The following is a 22,438-nucleotide window of genomic DNA, read 5'->3' as shown; positions in this document are numbered from 1 at the left end:
ATAACAAAAATCCCGGCTGTTCAAAACAACCGGGATTATAGATAGTACCCACTAACCCTTTAATTTTTCTTTTGGACCCTCAGTTCAGGGCTGCATGATCAGTATGAGTTTCCAGGCATAATCTGAGGCGCGGTAACAGACGCTCAGGCCCGACAATAAAATATTTTTCATGGCGAAAACAGATTAGGACTTAAACCAAACAGCGTATACCTTAGGTTGTACTTTTGTATATAACAATTTGATAACCAAGACATACATTTTGGAAACGGATACGAATTTCAAGCCTGGCCGTTGATTTCCCAAAAGCATTGACCGAACGGTTAGCTGAGATATCAAACGGCATGATATGTACCTAAGTTGCCGGATACCCTTTCGTACCGTTGTAACCCTTTTTGTTTCCGCAGGCTTTCCCGAACATACCGTTTGGAAATTCAATGAAAACTTTCTGCCCATTAATGTGCTATTTACATAACTGCACATCATGAATTTGCTATTTTGCGCAGCCGGAGTGGCAATTCATTAGTAACTTATACGAGTTCTGTTGCTGAGAGTAAAAGTTTGAGGTATTCACTTAATAATATGCGTTGCAGGGTTTCTATATTCATATTGTTTTGTTTGGTATCTGAACTGCTGTCAGCTCAAACCATATTTCAAAATCTGAAATGGCAGGACGGGCTCAGCGCCAAGCAGGTGTTATGTTTATATAAGGATTCCGATGGGTTTTTGTGGATCGGGACCTCCAATGGCCTCAACCGGTTTGACGGTGCCGTGGTGAAGAAGTACGAGGTGGGTGAAAACATCAAAAGTATTTCTGTAAATGCGATTTATCCTATTGGAAAAAAGGACAGCCTGCTGATCGGGACCAACAAAGGACTCAGGATTTTTAATACCCAAACCGGTGTTTTTAGCCAGCTTAGCAGGTTTGCTTCACTGGACGATCAGATGGTGGTTACCATCAAACCCGATGATCGTAATCGGCTCTGGATAGGGGCTACCACGAAGATTTATATTTATGATCGGGGAAGGCTGTTTCCGGTTTCTGACATGATCCCGGCTGCCAGAATCATCCAGGGACCTCCGCGTACGGTTTCCGACATTGTTTGGGATACACTCCGGGGAGGATTTTGGGTGGCGGGTATCAAGCCCTATTTCATTGACCTGAAAAAAAACAAGGTGTACACGAAGGAAGATAACCCCTTTCATTCGCCGGTGCTGGAAGCGGGCAAAGTACACGCCATTGCGGTGGATGGCAAAAGCAATGTATGGTACGGCAGTGACGAAAATGTTTCCCTTAATTTCTGGAATTATCAAAAGAATACAGTTGATACCTATTTTGAACTGGACGGAAGAAAGATAAACGAAGGTTGTAATTACATCTTCATTGACAGGAGTGAAAGAGTCTGGATTTCGACATGGCTTTTTGCGGCTTATGTGAAGGAACCAGGCAAGCCGATCAAAAAACTTTCCTACAGCCAGACAGAATCTTACACCATTGGTTACGGGCATTTCAGGAATGCCATTGAAGATACCGATGGGAACATCTGGTTTGGTACCATCAATGGAGTCAGTAAAAGCCAGACCCACTATCCTTTGCAGGCCATATACCAGCTGCCCAGCTTTCCGTTTTTCCTGGAGACCGGTTTTGCAGGTATCAACTTCATCAATATTGACCGCAATGTGATCATGGCCTGTAAGGAAGAAGGTGTGGTAGCTTATCACATGGATGACAAAACCTACAAAAGGTACTTTGTTACTTCCGATGCCGCGGCACTGTTACGAAACAAATTCATGATGTCGGCCAGGGCGGCAGATGGCTGGTGGTTTGCCGGAGAAGACGGCGTATACAGGTTAAGGAACGGAAGTGCGAAGCTGGAAAAGTTTGACAAGATCAGACAGCGTATGTGGGGAAAAGCCAACTTTATCTTCACAGATAAAAAAGGAAAGGTATGGTTTCAGATCGTGAATGACGCGCTGTACCGATATGATCCCGTCGGTAAAAAATGTGACCGTTTCGATGGGAAAGATCCTAATTACGGGGTATTCCACTTTGCAAACTGTCGGAGTTTCATTGAGCTCCATGACGGGAATCTGCTCTTTTCGATGAAAGGAACCGGTTTTATTAGTTTTAATTATGAAACAGAGCACTTTTCGGTCATTCCCGTAAGCTGTATCCGGGACTTTGATGTCCCCCAGATGGTAGAGGACAGGAAAGGGAACTTATGGGTATCAGCCTTGGGAAGGGGCGTTGTGAAAATGAATGTGCAGGGAGCTTGTCTTGACAGCGTGGATACCGGCAGTGGGTTACTGTACGATGAAGTGGCAGGTCTGCAGATAGATGGCCGCGGTAATATCTGGGCCGCCGGGCGGGAAGGTCTTATGTTTTTTGACCCTCTTTCTAAATCTGTAACAAAAGTGGAGATCGACCTGGGTAAGACCCTGCAGGATTACTGGAGTAATATTGCGATCTCCAACGGCAAGATATACGCCGTCATGCTGGATCATGTAGCGGTCATTGACCCCTTCCGTTTTGCCGCAATACCGGTGAAACATCCGCCGCACCTTACTTCCGTTAAAATATTCGGCAAGGAGAAAATCAATTATGAAAATAACGGAACCCTGGAACTTGAACCGGACGAGGACTACGTTACTTTTCAGTATGCTTCGCTTAGCCACCGGGATATTCCGTCGCTTCAGTATAGTTTTCAGCTCGAAGGAATTGATAAAGACTGGGTGAAGGCGGGGCGTCTGATCACTGCTTCGTATACCAATATTTCGCCCGGTACCTATACCTTCAAAGTAAGAAGTACCGACGAAAACGGAAAATGGATGACGGACATCACCACCATGAGGCTGCATGTGAAACCTCACTGGTGGCAGACCTGGTGGTTTATCACCTTGTGTATCCTGTTGTTTTTACTATTCTTATATGCAGCTTACCGCAACCTGGTCGAGCGGAAGAAAAAGAAAACGATAGACGAAACGATCGATTATTTTGCCAACTCGGTCTATGGTGAAAATTCCGTGAATGAGATTTGCTGGGATATTGCCCGTAACTGTATCTCCCAGCTTCGGTTTGAAGATTGCGTGGTTTATCTGATTGATAACGAGAAGCAAAGGCTGGTTCAGAAAGCTGCTTATGGCCCGAAGAACCCGAAGGGGCATGAAATTGTGAATCCGATTGAAATCGAGATCGGAAAAGGTATTGTAGGTACGGTAGCCGTCTCAGGGAAACCGCTGATCATTGGGGACACCACCAAAGATCCACGTTATATTGTTGATGACGAAGTACGGCAGTCGGAGATAGCGGTACCGATCCTGCACGACGGGAAGGTGATAGGCGTAATTGATTCGGAACACAGTCGTAAGTATTTTTTTGGGGAAGATCATGCCAAGGCCCTTACGACGATCGCATCCATCAGCGCCAACAAAATAGCCGAAGCACTGGCCGAAGCGCAGGCGCAGGAAAAGGAAATTATGCTGCTGGAAATAAATAAAATGCTGGCGGAGAGCCAGTTGATGGCGCTTAGGGCGCAAATGAACCCTCATTTTGTATTCAATTGCCTCAATAGTATCCAAGAGTGCATCGTCACACAAAAGTATGGGGAGGCCAGTAAGTATCTTAATAAATTCTCCAAGCTTTTCAGGATGGTGCTCAATAACTCAGGCAAAAATCTGGTGATTGTGGAAGAAGAAATAGAAGTACTCAGGCTGTATCTGGAGCTGGAACAGATGCGTTTTGAACAAAGCTTCTCCTATGAAATCATTACCGACGAGGAACTGGTGGAAGACCATGTGCTGCTGCCTTCCATGCTGGTACAGCCTTATGTCGAAAACGCGCTCTGGCATGGGCTGATGCACAAGAGTGGTGAAAGAAAGCTGCTCATAGAATTCAAAAGGATCAGTGAGGAAATATTTCTCTGCCGGATTGACGACAATGGAATCGGCAGAAAAAAATCCTTTGAACTGAAAGCACACAACAGTAAATCCAAACGGCACGAATCCAAAGGTCTGCAGATTTCAAAAGACAGGCTGGACCTGCTGAAAAGGCAGGGAAACCACACCAGGCTCAGCATCATCGACAAATACGATGACCAGGGGCAACCTGCCGGTACATTAATAGAAATTGAACTTTCAACGTATCTGAAAAATTTATAAACAATTGTTATGATAAAGGCATTGATCATTGATGATGAACTAAAGGCACGTAATGTACTGAACCACTACATCACTAATTTTATTCCTGAAATTACCGAAATACAGCAGACAGATTCGGTGGATGGAGCATTTGAAATACTCAAAACCTATCAGCCCGGAATTGTTTTCCTGGATGTGGAAATGCCTCACAAAAACGGTTTTGATCTGCTTTTGGCATTAAAAGATCCCACTTTTGATATCATTTTTACGACTGCTTATAATCAGTATGCCATTCAGGCGATCCGTTTCAGTGCGCTGGATTATCTGTTGAAACCGGTGGATCCGGATGAGCTCCGCGCCGCTGTGGAGCGCTATATGGAAAAGCAAAAGCCAGCGGCGGAGAAAAAAGAGCTCTTTGATAATCTCGTACAAAACATCGGGAAAAAAGCTGTAAAGGATTTCCGCCTGGCAGTGCCTTCCAGCGAAGGCGTTTTCTTTTTTACGCTGAACGAAATCCTCCGGCTGGAAGCGGACCGCAACTATACCTTTATTCATCTGATCGGTAAAAAACCGTTTATCGCCAGCAAAACCCTCAAATACTTTGAAGAAATGCTGGATGAGTTCGGCTTCATCAGGACACATAAATCGCATCTTGTGAATCCTGTTCATGTGGTGCGGCTGAGCCACGACCATGAATATGTGTTCCTTACGGATGGCTCAAAAATTGAAATTTCCAGACGAAAAAAGGAGGAAGTGCAGCAGCAGCTTAGCACGCGCTGATTTACCTTTTGCTTTTTCGTACGGACCGTTGGGTTATTAAATTCGGGTCTACCCGTCAACGATGTTTTTCTTTGTTTTGAACAAAGCAAACATCATGAAATTGATAACAGTACACATCGTCGAAGTAAGAGAGGGAGCGCTGGTGGTGTTGCTAATTCTTATCTTGTGGTTGCTGATCAAAGTGTTTGGCAAAACCAGGCGGATGAGCCCGTCAGAATTGCTCCGGAGCGGGCAGCAGGCGGAAGCCGTGATACTATGCGTTCAGGAAACGGGATTGTTTATCAATAACCTGCCGAAACTCAAAGTGCAGATGCAGGTAAAACCTGAACGTGGAAGAAACTTCGTCGTAGAAGTACAGCAGACACTTCCGGATTTTGATGCAGGTTCATTGCTGGCCGGAACCAGGGTCCTTGTGAAGTACAATCCTTCCAACCATAAGCAGGTTGTATTGTTATACCCGGTGTAAGCCGGGGTTATAACATCTATGTAAAATTCGCTTCCACGGAAAAACGTATGGCCCTTTACTCCGTGAGGACATCCATTAAAATTTGTTCGTCAGTACCATCATGATGCTTAGCACAAGGCCGGTAATCATGACAAGGGCAGAAAACGCGATGGTAAACATGATGACGAAACCTTTGTAGCCTGTTTTGGGCGAGATGATAAATTCATCACCATTCTCGAACTGATAAAACCCGATCGTCTGTAATTCATAGTCATGGGCTTCATCTACCGTAAACTCCGCAACGGGTACTATGCGGCTGCCCGACGTGTCCTTTCTTGCACCAAAAAGATTCACAGCTTTGGAAACCGGGTATTCCTTGTGTGCCCGCAACTGAATGATCCTGAAGGAGATATCTGTTGGTATTGAACCCCAGACGGACGGTCTTTTGTACGCAATTTCGTAAATGCCCGGTACATCCAGGATCAATGATTTAAGGCTGAGACTGGCCGGGAACTCGATTTTTTTACCGCTGTTGATCTGCACTATTTTTTTTATGCTTTTTAGCAAAAAGTAACCTCCTGCTATCAGCAGAACGGGGGGGATGATCAAGAATAACATGTTACAGTAATTTAAATTGGAACGATCGCTTAGGAAGGTTAGAGGAAGGGGATATTATTTCCCCTTGAACGCGGAAGGCGGGTATCTCCCGGAATCTCTGCGACTGTGCGCCAGCTGAGGCTGTAACCCTGGACATAACTGATACCGTGGTGCGGCTTTCAGCAGACAATAGGTAGTGTTTTTAAAGGCATATTTTTCCGTTAAAAACAAGCCAGGATCAGTTGCCGAAAACCCGGTATTGGTAACGATAAAATGTGTCATAGCTTCAAATAAAAGCCCAAAATTATAAATAAACGGAGGTAGGGCAAAGGCTGTTGGGGATATCCGGTTGTTGTGTTAACCACCGTGCAGTTTCACAGGAGGAACGGCGGTTTCCAGTTATCAGGCGTTAACTGAAAACCGCCGTAAACAAAAATCCCGGCTTCGAATGAGCCGGGATTTTTGTTTGGTCAGGACCTGCTTTCTATGCTGTCCAATGTTAGTGTTTATTCCTCACCCTTCTTACGTCTTCTGCCGATACACTGCCGGCTTTGTTGCCAAAACTGTTACGGATGTAGGTGGATATCTGCGCAATATCTTCATCTTTCAAAAATCTGTGGGCGGGCATCACGCCATTGTATGGATTGCCATTGACGGTGATCGTACCGTTTAATCCATTCAGGATTACGTCAATCATTTTTTTCTTGTCTCCCGTCACCCACTCCGATCCTGCCAGCGGAGGAAAACGGCTCCCATCTCCTTTGCCGTCGCCCTGATGACATGCGCCACAGTAAAGTTTGTAGTTTCGTTCGCCCAATGACATGGTACGTTTTTGCAGGTCGTCTTTGACGATATCCGGTTCTTTAATGTTTGTACGGTTTTTGCGCTCCTCCATGGCAGCCAGTTGGGCAGTTCCAAATTTGTTGCGGTCGCCCTTATACATAATCCGCCAGATCTTCCCCTTCACACTTTCCGTGATGTATAACGAACCGTCCGGCCCCATGGCAATTCCCATAGGACGAGCTTTGGCATCTGCAGTGTTGACGATGGTATCCACACGTGCAAAACCGTCTGCAAAAACTTCCCACTGGCCGGTGGGGGCCCCGTTTTTAAAAGGCACAAAACAGACGAAATACCCTCCCTGCGGATAGGGCGCGCGGATGGTGGAGCCGTGGAAAGCAATGAAAGCCCCGTTTTTATAACGCGCAGGGAACTGGTCGCCCGTATAAAAGAATAGGTCGTTGGGTGCCCAGTGTCCCGGAAAGCCAATCAGCGGCTGGGCATATTCTTTTCCTTTTCCTTCCTTTTTGCCGTCGCCGCCATATTCCGGATTGAGTAGTTTTTTACCCTGCATGTGATCATAGTAATAGTAAGGCCAGCCTGCATCTGTACCCTCCTTTACTTTCAGAAACTCTTCCGATGGCAGCACTGCACTTTGCCAGGGAGAATAAAGCGCGGGCCAGGTGGCGGTCAGGTTATCTCTGCCGTGCTGTAAGGCATACAGCGTATTGTCGGCGTGGTTCCAGTCCATGGCTACAATGCTTCTTATGCCCGTTGCATATCTTTTCCCATCTTTTTGAAGCTGCCCCGGTTTATTGGCGTCAAACTGCCAGACGCCGCCATGCTCTTCCAGCTGCGGGCAGGGAAACTGTCCTGGCGCCCCAGGTTTTCTGTTTTCCAGCTGACAAACGTCTCCCGGTGAGCCAAAGGGCACATACATGTGTCCCTCGTCGTCAAAAGTCAGGGGTTTTGCAATGTGTTCCGAGCCATGTTTGCTATGCCGGTAATCATCCGTCAGTATCACTTCGTTTTTGCTGTTCGGAATCAGGCTGCCCGGGATGAGCTTATTACGATATACCACACCGGCTGTACTATAATAGATGTAATCTTTATAGATCCGCATTCCGGTACCATAACTGTCCGGATCCTTGAAATCACCGAAGTTTTGAATGATATCCGCTTTGCCATCCTGATCGGTGTCGCGCAGGGCAACATTGCCACCCTGTGGCCAGGTTCTTCTTAACCTTACATAAATATCACCATTCTGGTTAACGGCCAGGTGCCGCGCGGAGCCAACACTGTCTGCTACTACCACCGCTTCAAAATCGCCAGGGAGTGTGAGTCCGCCATTATCGGGATCACCCTTTGGCAAAGTATTGATCTGATCATAACGTTTAAATCCTATGCCGAGCAATAAAATGAGTGTTACTGCCAGATAAGGTTTTGCCAGACGGACGAGCCTGGCGGGGAATTTAAAAGAATTCATGGTGATAAAATCGTGTTAATACTAAAAGTAACGGCTTTTCGGATCAGGCCGACGCGCTGATAAGCTCTTCTTTAATTCTTTGTGCAACAATTTTTTCCTGACCGGGTTTCAGCATAAAAACGGTAAGCCGGATACTGTTTTCTGTTTCCCAGGAAATTACTTCGATGCTGGGTGTTCCCTTTCTCAGTTTTTCTCCCATTGCATCCCGGGAGATTTTTACCTTGGTATTGTCCCACATAATATTCAGCGAAGGGTTGTGGTTGGCAACAGGAGGTATAACCACTTCCGTCTTCACACCGGTTATACCTTTAACGGCGCTGTCAATCACCGCGATCCGTTTTTCCCAGGTTTCCCAGTCTTTTTTGTGATCATGTTTGACATATCTGTCCAGCGCCACATACATGCCCAGGATTTCTTCTTTGTTTACCTTATGTCCCCTGCCGATACCACTGCGCGGAGGCGCACTTAGCCGAGCCGCGGCGATCAGGTCTTTTTTGCCCATCAGTATGCCTGCGCTCTGAGGGCCGCACATGGCTTTGCCGCCAGAAATACAAACGAGGTCAAACCCCATTTCATTGAATTTCCACAGATTTTCTACCGGAGGTACATCCGCCGCTATGTCGATCATGGTGGGCAGGTTGTGTTTTTTGGCTAGCTCCAGCCATTCCTGATGTTTGATATTGCCTGCCGGAGCTTCCCGGTTAAGAAACCATAGCAAAGCTGTTTTGTCATTAATGGCCTTTTCAAGTTCTTCACGGGTTTCTACCAAAACGATGGAAACGCCCGTGTTGGTAAGTGCCTGGTGATAGCCGTTGGCATGGCTTTTCTGAACAATGACCTCGGATTTCATTCCGGTGCCACTCAGGAACGGGAGCTGCCCAACTTTCTTGGGATCCATGCCGGTTAAAACTCCGGCCATGCCCAGCACCAGTGCGGACCAGCAGCCAGCCGTTACCATGGCTGCTTCTGCCTTGCAGAGTGCGGCAATTTTTTCTCCTGCTTTGTCCTGCACTTCTTCCAGCATTACGTATTCCTCCGCGCTTGAACGAATGGCTTCCATTACCTCGGGAGGCATTAATGAGGCGGTCATGGAGGTATAATTCCCGGCCGCGTTGATAAAGGTGCGAAGCCCCAGTTCTTTAAAAAGATCCCGCTTGGGGGCAGGTAGGGCTGAGGGAGTATAGGTGCCAAGCGCATTGGAAGCGGTGCCGGCAACAGGCAGAACAGTTAAACTTTTGAGAATATCCCGACGGCGCATAGGAACGTTAAGATTTGATTTGTGATAATGGAATGGTGATAAAAATGATGGTTTGGCCCCCGCAATTTAACGCAGAATGGACAGAGGATCATCAGCACTTTTGGCAGAAATCATGTTTTATTCGAAAAATGTAATTTTATTGGGCTATACAACCAAAACAGGCAACATACAACTATAAAAGGATTGGATCGTAAAATTAAATTTTTTAACGGATTGATTTTCTAAAATTTCAGTCAGTTTTGAAGAACTTTATAAATGATTTTCTAAAATTGCAGCCTGTTAATGTTTTGCCGTGGTTAATCCCCCTATCTCTCACAGCCAGGATGAAGAATTGCTTTCCCGTTTAAGGGAGGGTAACAGAGAGGCTTTCGAGCAACTGTATCTGAAATACTGGCGCAGGCTTTTTGACTCCGCCTACAAACGGCTGCTGCTGCGGGAGGAAACAGAAGAAATTGTGCAGGATCTGTTTGTGAATATCTGGGTGAAAAGGGAAACGCTGTTGATCACCACAACGCTGGAACAGTATCTGTACGGTTCGTTGCGGTACAGTATTTACAATTTCATCCGGTCCAGCCGGATCCGGGAAACATATCTGAACTCTTTGCTGCATACCTCAGAAATTGACAAAAGTTACATCGAAGATGGTATATATTATGAAGAGCTATCCAAAGCACTGGATAAATGCATTGAAAGCATGCCCGAGAAATTTAAAAATGTATATGTCTTAAGCCGGAAACAAAATCTTACTTACAAGGAGATAGCCCAGCAGCTCAACCTACCATTGGATACAGTGGAAAAGCATATGGGCAGGGCATTGAAAATACTTCGGGAGAATCTCAAAGATTTTGCTTCTATCGTCTTGATCTGGCACGCGGGGGGCTGGCATTGACTGGAGCATAATAAATAAAGAGAATTATGGCGGAGAGGAGCCGCTAATGTTACTGTATTAAAAGGACAGGTTTACAATACGCATGAATAACGAGCGATTACAGTATTTACTTGAAAGGCAAAAGGCCATGGTAGCTTCCCCTGAGGAGGAAGACGAGCTGGATACATGGTATAAGCAGTATGATGAACGGCCCGATTTTACGGCGTCGCTTTCCGAAAATGCCGCTCATGCATTACAAAACCGGCTGTTTGAGGGCGTAAGCCACAGACTGAACGGGATAGAGAAACCAGCAGAAGTGCTCATGAAACGAAACAGCTGGTTTTCATTGGGATACAAAGTTGCGGCCGCTGTTTTTATCCTTGTGCTTGCCGGAGGCTTTTTTTATAAGTATTACAAGGATTATAATCTGACAAAACATACCACGGCATTTGGAGAAACCCGGCGCATCGTGTTACCGGATGGCTCAAAGGTTATTTTAAATGGTAACTCTCAGCTGACCTATCCTTCCGACTGGGGCAAAACGACGATTCGTGAAGTAAGCATGAGAGGAGAGGCCTATTTTACGGTTGTCCACACTGCAGATAACCGCAAATTTCGCGTATACACGGATCACGATTTCAGTGTGGAGGTGCTGGGTACCCAATTTACCGTTTCTGACAGGGAAAGCGGTACGCGTGTTGTATTGAATGAAGGAAAGGTTCAGTGTAACCTAAGCCGGAAAGAGGCAGATACCCTATTACTGAAACCGGGTGATCTGGTTGAATTTTCTGAAAGATCGGCGGGGTATGTCCGTAAAGTGGTGGAAGCGTCCGTATACTCGGCTTGGAAAGACAAGGAACTGATTTTAAAGGATACCCCTTTGAGCGAAATATCCACAATGCTTTCCGAAACTTATGGGCTTGAGCTGGTGACGGATCATCCTGAGTTGTTGCGCCGCCAGGTTACCGGAAGGGTGCCTATGGACAATGTGAACACTTTGCTGGATGGCATTGCCATGACATGCGGCCTGCATCTGGAACGGCGGGAGAACAAGATCTTCGTTTCACAGCGTTAGCTGTAAAGGTTAGGACAAATACTTAACCCGGTAGCTCAGCAACAGCTGCCGGGTTATTTTGTTTGTTATCTTGATAATATTTATATTTATAAAGTATTGTTTTTTGTTCTTTCAAAAATATAAATTAATGCCTGATTTTGTAGATTTAGGTATATGGTGAATTAAGTATAAATTATTTTTAAAAAAGTTTGACCAAAAATGGCGGACGGCGAATGGAAAAGTTACTACAGGGTTATGAAGCAGAATTTAATAATCCACTTTAAAGTTTTCGCCTGTTTATACTAAACCATTTTACCACTTTTGCCTATGAAACGATTATTCACTACGTTATGCATTCTTGCCTTTTGCAGCTGTACGCTACAGATGGTAAATGCTCAGACGGTCGCCTTATCCAGGCTCGACCAAAGAAAATCAGAAGTAACGCCTGGGCGGCAGGCTATTGTATCGCTGGAAAGTAAACTTCAGCAACTTGAGAAGCAGTTTAATGTATCTTTTCTTTACAACTCGACCTACGTAAGCGGCAAAACAGTAAAGGATTCTCAAAAAAACACCTCACTGGAACACGCCCTGAAGAAGATTCTGGAACCCAACAATCTGGCTTTTAAAAAACTGAGGGATAATTTTTATGTGATTTACACCAAGGAAGAAAGTGAGGGCAAGTCTGCCCTCGACCAGGCCGATAAGAAAACCACTTTGCAACTTTATCCTGAACGGCAGGGGCAGTTCCAGTATCCGGGACAGGTATCCAGCATAGCGGCACCGGCACTGGAAATGCAGAAGTTTGCAGGTAAAGCTGCCATTTCTCTTTCGGGTACAGTTACAGATGCTGTAAATGGAGAACCTCTGCCCGGAGCCAGTGTGATCGTCAAAAACACAGGCATTGGCACCACAACGAATAATGAGGGGAAATACGAACTTTCCAATGTCAGCGAAGGCGCAACAATTGTTTTTTCATTTATCGGATATCTTTCAAGTGAGGTAATGGTTGACAGCCGGTCGGTGATTGATATGAAACTGTCGCCGGACTCCAAGGCACTTTCAGAAGTTGTGGTCGTGGGGTATGGAACGGTTTCCAAAAAGGATGTTACAGGAGCGGTATCATCTGTGGATGGTGATGAAATCAGGAACATGCCGATACGTTCGGCGTCAGATGCATTGCAGGGGAAGGCTGCGGGGGTGATGGTAACGCAAAGCAGCGGCAGCCCGGGCTCTGCAGGAGTGGTGCGGATCAGAGGTATTGGTTCTATCAACAATTCCAACGAGCCTTTGTATATCGTGGACGGACTTCCGCAGAGCAGTATTGGCTGGCTCAACCCTAATGATATTGAAACCATGGATATCCATAAGGATGCTTCCGCAGCAGCTATTTACGGGTCGAGGGCATCCAACGGTCTGGTGATGATCACCACCAAAAAGGGTTCGAAAAATGATGGGATGAGCGTGACTTTTGACAGTTACTACGGTCTGCAGTCGCCCTGGAAACGTCCGCACATGCTGAACGCCGAGGAATTTATTACTTATAAAAACCGCGCAGCCGAAGCAGCAGGTGCAGCATTGCCGATCTCCGCTGACATGCAGGCCCAGGCGCTTCGTTTCGTAAATGCCAACACCGGTGCAGGTGGTACCGACTGGTGGAAAAATATCACGCAGTATAATGCACCTGTTCAGAGTTATAATATTACGGTATCAGGAGGAAGCAAAAAGGTTGACTTTGCGTCTTCCCTGGGATATATGGATCAAAAAGGTATTGTTAAAGGCTCGGATTACCGCAGGATCTCGTGGCGCAACAACGTCAATGCGAATATCAGCGAGCGCGTGAAACTGGGTACCAACATGGCCGTTGTATACGAAAGTCGCCGTAATATCGACGAGAACAATCCTTATTCGGGAACCATTTTCAGTGCCATGACCGCCGACCCGATCACACCTGTTTACCGTACTAACCTGACAGATATACCCAGTTTTTATCAGACCATCATGACAGGTTATGATGCCAGTAACCCGTTTTCAAAATATGCTGGTATTTTGTATTCCAACAAACCGAACCCGGTAGGGCAAATTGAGCGTATGCGTCAGAGTATCTGGGAAGGGATCAGTCTGAAAGGCGGAGCCAATCTTGAGATCAAGATACTTGAGCCGCTCAAATTCAGAAGTAATCTGGGGCTTGACCTGCACCGGGGTATTTCCAAAGGCTTTACACCTCAGTATTACCTCAATGGTTATGACTACAGTACCTATAACACGGTCAGCAATTATTCCTACTGGTCTAACTATTTTGTCTGGGAAAATACGCTTGCGTTTGACCAGGTGTGGGGGCAGCATCGTGTGAATGTGCTGGCCGGAACGTCGGCCGAGCTCACCAAAGGTCTTGAATATGGCGCATCCAGACAGGGGATCGTTAATAATGATGAAGATATGCGTATTATCAATGCAGCCACCATTAACCCGGGTGCATCAGGATATACTTATTCCAACGCATTGAATTCTTACTTTGGGCGTGTAAGTTACAGCTTTGGTAACAAATACGTACTGACTGCGAACATCCGCCGCGACGGTACTTCCCGCTTTGCGAAGGGGTATCGCTGGGGTACCTTCCCGTCGGTATCTGCAGCCTGGAATTTCACACAAGAAAATTTTGTTACAAATGCCGGTCTCAAATGGCTGTCCGAAGGAAAATTGCGGGTGAGTTACGGGCAGATCGGGAATCAGAACGTTGGTAACGGAGCATACCTTTCTACCTATGGCAACAACCAGAGATATCTGTTCGGGAACAGCACTACGGGATATATTGGCGCGGGACGTACCAGCATCGGAAACCCGATTCTGCAATGGGAAACTTCCAAGCAAACAGACATAGGGCTGGATCTGGGTTTTCTGGAAAACAAGCTTAGCCTCACACTCGATTACTTTAACAAGGAAATTGACAACATGCTCCTGATTGTACCTTTGCCCACCACCTTGGGATATCCCAATTCCCCATGGTCCAATGCAGGTAAAATGGTAAACAAAGGGTGGGAAATTGCAGTAGGATACGACAACGCGATAGGAGATTTTCAATATGGCATTAAAGGAACGTTATCCACCTTTACCAATAAAATAACTACACTCGGCGGCGGAGAGCCTGTTTATGCAACGGCTCACCTGGGCGAAACCATCACTAAAACAGAGGAAGGGATGCCTGTGGGATATTACTTTGGCTGGAAGACCGACGGTATTTTCCAGACCCAGGATGAAGTGAACAGCAGCGCGCAAAAAGGACTTTCTTCACCAGGCGACATTCGTTTTCGGAATCTGAACGGGGATAATCTTCTCAATGCCGATGACCGCACCAAGATCGGAAACCCCTGGCCTGACTTTATTTACGGGCTGACTTTGAACGCCAGCTACAAAGGTTTTGACGTGAGTGCTTTTGTACAGGGGTCGCAGGGGAACGATGTAATGAATATTCTTCGCTACGACACAGAATCGGGTACGGGCTGGTACAATGCCCCCAAAGGATTTCTTGAAAACGCATGGAACGGCCCGGGAAGTACTAACAAGTATTACAAGATATCTCAGAATGCAGGCCTCAATACCAACGTCTCCCAATACTTTGTGGAAGACGGATCCTATCTGCGGATGAAGAATATCCAGCTGGGTTACAGCATTCCGCCGGTGATCCTGGAAAAAGCGAAAATCAAGCAGGTGCGGTTTTATGTGGGTGCTCAAAACCTGTTCACTATAACAAAATATACCGGTCTTGATCCTGAAATGGGCTCCACTGATCCTAAGCTGATGGGTATTGACCAGGGATATTTCCCGCAGGCACGTACCTGGCTGTTTGGTGTCAATGCTAAGTTCTAAGCTTCCAGTCCAAAAGATATTCAAAAATTAATTCCGATTAAAAATGAAAAAGTTATCACATATTCTGCTTGTTTCCGTGCTGATACTCATGGGAACTTCCTGCTCGGAAGACTTCCTGGACAGAACCCCGCCGGGAAACCTCACCGATGAGAATTTTTACAAATCGGCTGACGCCGGTTTTAAGTCGCTGATTACCTGTTATCGTGGATTTTATGATTTCTGGGGTTACCAGGCGTCACGGGCAGAGCTTGGCAACATGGCCACCGATGACAGCGACAAGGGAGGGTCTGATGCCGGCGACCGTCCTTTCGTAACAGATCTTGGGTTTGGAAGGGCAATTTCTTCCAATGAAACCCTTCAGGGATACTGGACTGCCAGGTACAATGCCATCGGAAATTGCAATGTAGCACTGGAACGCCTGCCCGATGCTGCTTTAATAGACGCCACGGGTGCTCCCTTGCCGGCTAATTTAAAAAACCGGTACCTGGCCGAAATACGTTTCCTGCGGGCATTGTTTTATTCGGAACTTGTAAAGGTATATGGTGGTGTGCCACTGGTTACCAAGACGCTGACCGTTGAAGACCGTACAAAACTGAACCGTGCAACAAGCAAAGAAATATTCGAGTTTGTAGAAAGTGAACTGCTGGCGGTGGCCAATGATGCAGATATGCTGACCGCCACCAGCCTTCAGCCTGCTGAGCTGGGAAGAGCAACTAAAGAAGCGGCATGGGCATTGCTGGCACGTACTTATCTGTTTTTTGCGAAAGATGATACCTCACTTTTTGCCAAAGCAAAAGATGCGGCAAAAAAGGTGATTGACTCAAAAGCTTTTGCACTACACCCTCAGTATCAGGAGATTTTTCTTGCCAACGGATACAAAACCAAAGAAGCCGTTTTTTCAATTATCATGGGAGATGATCCGGCCCTTCAGATTTACGGAAGTCACATACCTGTTTATTGTTCGCCTCGCGGTGCAACTGGAGGCTGGGGATTTGATCTTCCTACACAGGATCTGGTGAGTGAGTTTGAAGAAGGAGATCCGCGTTTATTGTTTACTGTGCTGCAGCCGGGAGATGCATTTCCAAAACTCAACGGAAGCAGTGAGATACTGGATTTCTCGACATACCCCAACAACGGATACCATAACCGCAAGGTATACCTGCCCGAATCCCGCAGAGGAGCAGGCTGGGGAGATGACGCCTGGACATACCATCCGATCCGTTATGCCGATGTGCTTCTTATGTATGCCGAAGGCTTAATTGAAAGTGGTGGTGACAAGCAGGAGGCTGCGGATTATATCAATATGGTTCGTAAACGTGCTTCAAATTCAACCCGTACGGATGTGGAAGCGACTTCCCGTACTGCAAAAATTGCGGATAAAGCACTGGCCGATGTGAAGGCAACGGATGACCTGCGGAAGGCGGTACGCCACGAACGCCGCGTTGAACTGGCGCTGGAATATCATCGTTTATTTGATCTTATCAGATGGAACAGCCTGGTAGAAACCATGAAAGCATACTCACAAAAGCCCTTATCAAATGGAAAAGGCGCTAATTTCACTGCCGGGAAAAATGAAGTTTTCCCAATTCCGCAGGTTGAAATTGACCGCTCCGGCGGGTCCATTGCGCAGAATCCTAATTATTGATCAGTTTCTGTTACATCCGGATCATATTTATCCGGGTGTAACACCAAATTATGATCTGATCGTCTTATATTTCATAACTGCTTTCAGGTCCGAGTAAATACAATCCAAAGTTTTTTTGAATGGCGAACCAGTTGAAATTTCTAGTATCCCTTTTCTTACTATCCGCGATTTGCGCTGCAACCAGACCGGCTGCTGAAAGAAAAACGTTCCGACAAATTACCGGGCCTGAAAATTTAAACAGGCAGGACATACCTCCGGTTACCCGGCTTTCGGGCACGGGTAATGGTCCGGATTCAAGCCGGTTTACCTATGTGCAGCTGGCCTCTGGCCTGGATGAGCCCATGGAAATGGCTATTTTGCCCAACTATGATATCGTGATTGCCGAGCGGAAAGGAGCGGTTCGTTATTTCAGCAACAGTACGCGGGAACTTAAAACCATTGCGCATTTTAATGTTTTCAGCGGGATAGAGGACGGGCTTCTGGGCGTTGCCGCTGACCCTGATTTTAAGAAAAACAACTGGTTATATTTTTATTATGGTGTGGGAGGAGACCGGAATGTGAGCCATCTGGCCCGCTTCGACTTCAAAGATGGAAAACTGGATGAATCATCCAAAAAAGTATTGCTGGAAATACCCACGCAGCGGACGTATTGCTGTCATTCGGCGGGGTATCTTACTTTTGCTTCGGACGGGCTTTTATATCTTTCCATTGGTGACAATACCAATGCCGAAGAAATTGAAGGCCATAACCCTACCGATGAGCGTCCGGGAAGAGCACTTGCCGACGACCAGGGCTCCACGGCCAACAGCAATGACTACCGGGGGAAGATATTGCGGATCAAACCGGAACCTGATGGTACTTACAGTATACCTGACGGCAACCTTTTCCCTAAGGATGGCTCTCTGGGGAAGCCTGAGATCTATGTCATGGGATTGAGGAATCCATTCAGGATGTCGGTGGACCCCAAAACGCAGTACGTTTACTGGGGAGATGTAGGACCGGATACCGAGGTGAAAGCCAGTGAAGGCAAATTAAGCTATGACGAGATCAATCAGGCACGCAAGCCGGGTTTTTTTGGGTATCCCTATTTCCTTGGCGCTAACGAAGTGTTTCCCAAATATGATTTTGAAACGAAAAAAGAAGGACCTGGCAAAGACCCGCTGAACGTAATCAACGAGTCGCCCAACAATACGGGTGTCAGGCAGTTACCTCCGGCTCAGCCTGCGTTTATATGGTACGGAAAGGGACCTTCCGCAAAATGGCCGCTGGTCGGGAAAGGTGGTGCCAGCGCAATGGCCGGTCCGGTTTATTACAGTGATCTGTTTCCCAATGCGCCTTATAAACTGCCCGATTACTACAACGGCAAGCTCTTTATCTTCGATTGGATCCGTAAATGGATCATGGCGGTGACGATGGACAGCCAGGGGAATTATGTAAGTATGGAGCCTTTTCTGCCGCAGCTGAAGGTGGTGGCACCGATTGACATGCAGATTGCCCCCGACGGCGCCATTTATCTGCTCGCCTATGGTACCAACTGGTTTGCCCGTAATACCGATTCAGGAATTATAAGGGTTGAATATTCCGAGGGAAACAGAAACCCGGTGGCTTCGGCAAAGGCAGACAAGACCGTTGGCGGCGTGCCGTTAACCGTTGCGTTTTCCGCAAAGGATTCAAAAGATCATGATCCGGGGGATAAGCTGCGTTATGAATGGAAGATCGGATCGCAAAAAATCACAGGAGAACAGGTTAAGCATACTTTCACCAAACCGGGTGTGTACAATGCGGTGCTGACGGTATCGGACCAGAACGGTGGAAAGTCTACAGCCACTACCCAGATAAAAGTGGGGAACACGCCACCGGAGGTCCATATTAAAACATCGGCAAACCGTACTTTTTATTGGGACAATACTGTGCTGGATTACCAGATCGTGATTTCGGATAAGGAAGATAAAGTGCTGGATCGCAGGAAAATCGGCGCGGCTTTCAACTACATACCTTTTGGGAAGGACCTTGCCAGCGGATTGTCTTCCGGAAACGTTCAGTTTGCTCAAACTGAAAAACTTTATGCCACCCTCGACTGTAAAGCGTGCCACACGCTGGAAACCAAATCCATCGGCCCTGCCCTGAAAGAGATCGCTCAAAGATATGCTGGTAAAAGCGATGCTGCTTCGGTTCTTGCCGCAAAGATTATAAGCGGAGGTAGCGGCAACTGGGGTACCTATCCCATGCCGCCGCACGCGGATCTGCCCAAAAAGGATGCAGAGGAAATAACAGCCTATATTCTTTCATTGTCAAAAAAGGAAGCGAATATTCCGTTATCGGGAAACATAAAATTAACACAGCATGAAGGGAAAGGTAATGAAGGCGCATACCTGCTGAGAGCGACATATACCGACAAGGGTGCCAATGGTATTGAGCCTTTTACTGCCAGCAGCCAGATCGTCCTGAAAAGCCCGCTGATCCAGATGGAGGATTATGATGAAGGAAACGTTGGTGTGGTGATCGCGACAAAGAATACAGCTTACGTATCTTACATCGCCAATATTACCAATGGAAAATTCACCCGTTTCGGTAATATCGATCTGACAGGCATCCGGAACATCCGTTTTCGGGTTCAGGAGCTAGGGGCGGGCGGAACCATTGAAGTACGGCTTGGCGGTAAGGACGGAGCGGTGATTGGAACGTTGGATATTCCGGCAGGTGAAGTCAGGGACCCGGAGAAATGGGAAGAGTTGAGCCTGGCCGTGAAACCTACAAAGGGTGTTCAGAACCTGTATTTTGTTTATAAAAATCCGGCAGCAAGGTCAGCGCTTTTTCACATCGACTGGATGTTTTTTGAAAAATAAGTAACCTCCGTAAGTATTTCAAAATCAATGAAAAGACGTAATTTTTTGCTAACCTCCGCCTTGTCAGTCGCGGGTTATGGTGTGATGAGCGAAGCTTTTAAACCTGCCTTTCAAAAGGTTGCTCCCGGGAAACGTATTGGTATCATTGGCTTGGATACCAGTCATAGCGAAGTATTCAGCAAACTCATTCATGCGGGTGGCGAGCAAATGAGAGGGTACCGGGTAGTGGCTGCTTATCCGCACGGGAGCAGGGATATCCCTTCGGCCCTGAAAATGAAGCCGGACATTATAAAAGCCGTGCAAAGCCTGGGCGTAGAAATCGTGGACTCTATTGACGAACTTCTGACAAAAGTGGATGTGGTACTGCTGGAATCCAACGATGGCCGTCCCCATCTGGAACAGGCACTCCCCGTTTTTAAAGCAGGTAAAAGGATTTTTATTGATAAGCCGATAGCTGCCACATTTTCAGATGCACAAGCTATTTTTAAAGCATCGGAACAATACAACACACCGGTTTTTACCTCGTCGGCACTTAGGTTTGATGAGCACGTACAGAAAGTAGTATCAGGTTCGGTCGGACAGGTTTTGGGCGCCGATGTATATACACCCGCAGAGCTGGAAAAAAGCCACATGGATCTGGCCTGGTATGCCATTCACGGTGTGGAAATGTTGTTCACCGTAATGGGACCGGGTTGCAAAAGTGTGACACGAACCTACACGGAAGGTGCGGACCTGGTCACCGGGCTCTGGCACGACGGGCGCATAGGTACCGTCCGGGGCATCAGGAAGGGGGCTGCCAACATTGCCGGTACTGCTTTTGGTGAAAAGGGTATTGCTCCGCTTGGCCCGTTTTCTTCGTACGAGCCACTGGTAAAACAGATCATCAATTTTTTTGAAACCGGACAGCCACCGGTTCAACCCAAAGAAACGCTGGAAATTTTCAGCTTTATAGCCGCTGCGGACGAAAGCAGGAAAAAATCCGGAAAGCCGGTTTTATTACAGAAAGTTTAAATACTATTGCCGGACGGCTGAACCACTGACATTCAGATTATCTCCTAAACCTTGAAGGTTCAGCGTCCGGCAATTATGAACAGCCATACCTTGGGTTTAGCGTAGTCGTAGTCTGGAAACCAAGCCGAGCCGGGGCTATACACTTCCGTATAGGTATCACTAATTCCCTTCCGTATACTTTTTAAAATTATCCAGTATTGCCTGCCATCCTGCTTTCTGAAAATCTGCGGGGTGTATGTCTTCCGGATCAAAAGTTTCTGTTACGCTGGTCTGATCTCCGTCGGGCACGAAAAAAATCTGGACCCTTCTGCCGTCCGCCATACTGTATTCAATGCGGGAATGGGTTTCCACTACATCGTAAATACCTTCAAAGTCAAATCCAAAACTGCCGTCTCGGGCTTCCATTCGGGTCAGGAATTTACCTCCGGCCTGCAGATCATTGGTTGCGTGTGGCGCGTGCCAATCATCCGAAGCCTGGGTCCATTTCGTGATGTGTTCCGGCAAGGTCCAGTATTGCCATACTTTTTCCAGTGGTGCGTTGATCGTTGCTTGTACGGTGACGGATGTGTTTTCGTGTGCTTCCATTTTGTTCTCCGACGGTAATGCCCAGTTTTTAAGTAGCTAAGTATTGATCAGTCAAGTTTATCAATCCAGTCTTTCTTTCCAAGTTTCAGGCGGTTTCTTTATAATTTATTTCAGTTTTATTATTGTTTTTTCATTTGTATGTCTATTGACCACGACCCATGGTCATGGTGTTCAGGATTTCTGGCCAATGGCCCATTGTATCGCACGGATGAGTAAATGATTGAATTGCTCCACCTCAAAATCAGCAGGGTAACCCAGCGTGGTGTAAAAGACCGGGCTTTTACCGGCCATTCTTGTCCAAGCCACGGGCTGAATTTCATCACCTGCTTTTCCGGTCAGCAACACTTTTGTCTGTGGATCCAGCAGGGGCGTTACTTTATATATGTTTCCAATGCTATGGTACTGTGCAGGCTTAAAATCCCCGAGTATCGGATGTCCAGATGCTTCTGGTACAACAGATACATCTGTACCCAGCTCCACAGGCCCGTATCCATAATTTCCACAGCCCAGTATTTCAGGAACAAACCCGAGCCAGTCTACATAACCGCTGGCAATGGTACCGCGTGTGGTAAAAGCATGGTTACCGGTTCTGATGGCAACCAGGGGGCCACCGTTTTTGAGGTAATTTTTGAACAGCTGCATCTGTTCGGGGGGTAGGGCAATGCGCCGGGAAAATAATACCACTACGTCGGCCTTTTCAATCATTTGCAATCCGGGAAACTGAAATGCATTGTTTGGTCCTTTGCCCATCAGCACAGTTACCCTGTAGTTTTGAGTTTCGGAAAGCCGTTTTGCAAAAACAGGAATCGTTTTGTGTGCTTCATAGTTGAGGGTATCCTCATTGATCAGAAAAACGACGTGCGGTTTCTTTTTGACACTGTCCGAGGCATAAACCGTCGGCGGAAACAGCAGGAGCAGTAACAGGGATACAAACCCGACCGAAAGCGCGTTGGATTTTGTTGACGTGGAGATTTTAAACATCGTGGGTAATGGTTTAGTATATATCCTTAAAAGGCAAAGGTTGTTTGAAACTAAGCAATTGCGAAAAAATAATCATCCCTGGTGAACCGCCACGAGCAAAATCT

The 22,438-nt window shown here is 46.7% G+C and carries 15 protein-coding genes; 9 read left to right on the top strand and 6 right to left on the bottom strand.

Translation table 11 applies throughout. From position 1 onward, the window contains the following. Positions 1-615: 615 nt before the first annotated feature. The 3 genes from KOE27_RS20525 to KOE27_RS20515 all read left to right on the top strand — a co-directional run bounded on the left by KOE27_RS20525 (position 616) and on the right by KOE27_RS20515 (position 5,380). A complete protein-coding gene (locus KOE27_RS20525) occupies positions 616-4,155 on the top strand; it encodes a histidine kinase (protein WP_229252853.1) in 3,540 nt (1,179 codons plus the stop codon). A 9-nt stretch (positions 4,156-4,164) separates the two neighbouring features. Further along, the gene (locus tag KOE27_RS20520) at positions 4,165-4,914 is read left to right on the top strand and encodes a LytR/AlgR family response regulator transcription factor (RefSeq protein WP_215240668.1); all 750 of its coding nucleotides are present in this window, start codon (positions 4,165-4,167) and stop codon (positions 4,912-4,914) included. 94 nt (positions 4,915-5,008) lie between these two features. Next, entirely contained in the window at positions 5,009-5,380 is a 372-nt protein-coding gene (locus tag KOE27_RS20515) for a hypothetical protein (protein WP_215240667.1), read from the top strand. 75 nt (positions 5,381-5,455) lie between these two features. Here the strand turns inward: KOE27_RS20515 and KOE27_RS20510 are convergent, their stop codons facing one another. From KOE27_RS20510 to KOE27_RS20495, 4 genes are all read right to left on the bottom strand, one after another. Further along, complete coding sequence (locus KOE27_RS20510; protein ID WP_215240666.1) at positions 5,456-5,977, bottom strand: hypothetical protein; 522 nt, start codon at positions 5,975-5,977, stop codon at positions 5,456-5,458. A gap of 54 nt (positions 5,978-6,031) precedes the next feature. Further along, positions 6,032-6,238 (bottom strand): hypothetical protein, encoded by a 207-nt coding sequence (locus tag KOE27_RS20505; RefSeq protein WP_215240665.1) that lies wholly within the window; start codon positions 6,236-6,238, stop codon positions 6,032-6,034. A gap of 217 nt (positions 6,239-6,455) precedes the next feature. Further along, positions 6,456-8,222, bottom strand: coding sequence for a c-type cytochrome (locus KOE27_RS20500; protein ID WP_215240664.1), 1,767 nt, complete (start codon positions 8,220-8,222; stop codon positions 6,456-6,458). A 43-nt stretch (positions 8,223-8,265) separates the two neighbouring features. Further along, a complete protein-coding gene (locus KOE27_RS20495; protein ID WP_215240663.1) occupies positions 8,266-9,480 on the bottom strand; it encodes an aminotransferase class V-fold PLP-dependent enzyme in 1,215 nt (404 codons plus the stop codon). A 292-nt stretch (positions 9,481-9,772) separates the two neighbouring features. On the opposite strand from KOE27_RS20495, the gene KOE27_RS20490 reads away from it, so the two are divergent. The 6 genes from KOE27_RS20490 (at position 9,773) to KOE27_RS20465 (ending at position 20,768) form a co-directional block, all read left to right on the top strand. After that, entirely contained in the window at positions 9,773-10,369 is a 597-nt protein-coding gene (locus KOE27_RS20490) for an RNA polymerase sigma-70 factor (protein ID WP_215240662.1), read from the top strand. 82 nt (positions 10,370-10,451) lie between these two features. Next, positions 10,452-11,423: a FecR family protein gene (locus KOE27_RS20485; protein WP_215240661.1), complete on the top strand. Its 972-nt coding sequence runs from the start codon at positions 10,452-10,454 to the stop codon at positions 11,421-11,423. Between the two features lie 306 nt (positions 11,424-11,729). Continuing rightward, positions 11,730-15,266: a SusC/RagA family TonB-linked outer membrane protein gene (locus tag KOE27_RS20480; protein WP_215240660.1), complete on the top strand. Its 3,537-nt coding sequence runs from the start codon at positions 11,730-11,732 to the stop codon at positions 15,264-15,266. 43 nt (positions 15,267-15,309) lie between these two features. Further along, a complete protein-coding gene (locus KOE27_RS20475; protein WP_215240659.1) occupies positions 15,310-16,911 on the top strand; it encodes a RagB/SusD family nutrient uptake outer membrane protein in 1,602 nt (533 codons plus the stop codon). Between the two features lie 131 nt (positions 16,912-17,042). Continuing rightward, a complete protein-coding gene (locus tag KOE27_RS20470) occupies positions 17,043-19,757 on the top strand; it encodes a PQQ-dependent sugar dehydrogenase (RefSeq protein ID WP_229252852.1) in 2,715 nt (904 codons plus the stop codon). A gap of 27 nt (positions 19,758-19,784) precedes the next feature. Next, a complete protein-coding gene (locus KOE27_RS20465) occupies positions 19,785-20,768 on the top strand; it encodes a Gfo/Idh/MocA family protein (RefSeq protein WP_215240657.1) in 984 nt (327 codons plus the stop codon). A gap of 159 nt (positions 20,769-20,927) precedes the next feature. Here the strand turns inward: KOE27_RS20465 and KOE27_RS20460 are convergent, their stop codons facing one another. Together KOE27_RS20460 and KOE27_RS20455 are read right to left on the bottom strand one after the other, a co-directional pair. Next, the gene (locus KOE27_RS20460) at positions 20,928-21,353 is read right to left on the bottom strand and encodes an SRPBCC family protein (protein WP_215240656.1); all 426 of its coding nucleotides are present in this window, start codon (positions 21,351-21,353) and stop codon (positions 20,928-20,930) included. A 171-nt stretch (positions 21,354-21,524) separates the two neighbouring features. Further along, entirely contained in the window at positions 21,525-22,334 is an 810-nt protein-coding gene (locus KOE27_RS20455) for a ThuA domain-containing protein (protein ID WP_215240655.1), read from the bottom strand. Between the last annotated feature and the right edge of the window lie 104 nt (positions 22,335-22,438).

This window comes from Dyadobacter sp. CECT 9275 (assembly GCF_907164905.1).
Taxonomy (GTDB): Bacteria; Bacteroidota; Bacteroidia; order Cytophagales; family Spirosomataceae; genus Dyadobacter; species Dyadobacter helix.
The sequence above is the reverse complement of the archived record's forward strand: the minus strand, read 5'-3'. Positions and strand labels throughout refer to the sequence as shown.

Excerpts from the sequence above, each read along its gene's own strand:
- KOE27_RS20520 (WP_215240668.1), top strand. The coding sequence starts at position 4,165 with ATGATAAAGGCATTGATCATTGATGATGAACTAAAGGCACGTAATGTA.
- KOE27_RS20515 (WP_215240667.1), top strand. The coding sequence starts at position 5,009 with ATGAAATTGATAACAGTACACATCGTCGAAGTAAGAGAGGGAGCGCTG.
- KOE27_RS20510 (WP_215240666.1), bottom strand. The coding sequence starts at position 5,977 with ATGTTATTCTTGATCATCCCCCCCGTTCTGCTGATAGCAGGAGGTTAC.
- KOE27_RS20505 (WP_215240665.1), bottom strand. The coding sequence starts at position 6,238 with ATGACACATTTTATCGTTACCAATACCGGGTTTTCGGCAACTGATCCT.
- KOE27_RS20500 (WP_215240664.1), bottom strand. The coding sequence starts at position 8,222 with ATGAATTCTTTTAAATTCCCCGCCAGGCTCGTCCGTCTGGCAAAACCT.
- KOE27_RS20495 (WP_215240663.1), bottom strand. The coding sequence starts at position 9,480 with ATGCGCCGTCGGGATATTCTCAAAAGTTTAACTGTTCTGCCTGTTGCC.
- KOE27_RS20485 (WP_215240661.1), top strand. The coding sequence starts at position 10,452 with ATGAATAACGAGCGATTACAGTATTTACTTGAAAGGCAAAAGGCCATG.
- KOE27_RS20480 (WP_215240660.1), top strand. The coding sequence starts at position 11,730 with ATGAAACGATTATTCACTACGTTATGCATTCTTGCCTTTTGCAGCTGT.
- KOE27_RS20475 (WP_215240659.1), top strand. The coding sequence starts at position 15,310 with ATGAAAAAGTTATCACATATTCTGCTTGTTTCCGTGCTGATACTCATG.
- KOE27_RS20465 (WP_215240657.1), top strand. The coding sequence starts at position 19,785 with ATGAAAAGACGTAATTTTTTGCTAACCTCCGCCTTGTCAGTCGCGGGT.
- KOE27_RS20460 (WP_215240656.1), bottom strand. The coding sequence starts at position 21,353 with ATGGAAGCACACGAAAACACATCCGTCACCGTACAAGCAACGATCAAC.
- KOE27_RS20455 (WP_215240655.1), bottom strand. The coding sequence starts at position 22,334 with ATGTTTAAAATCTCCACGTCAACAAAATCCAACGCGCTTTCGGTCGGG.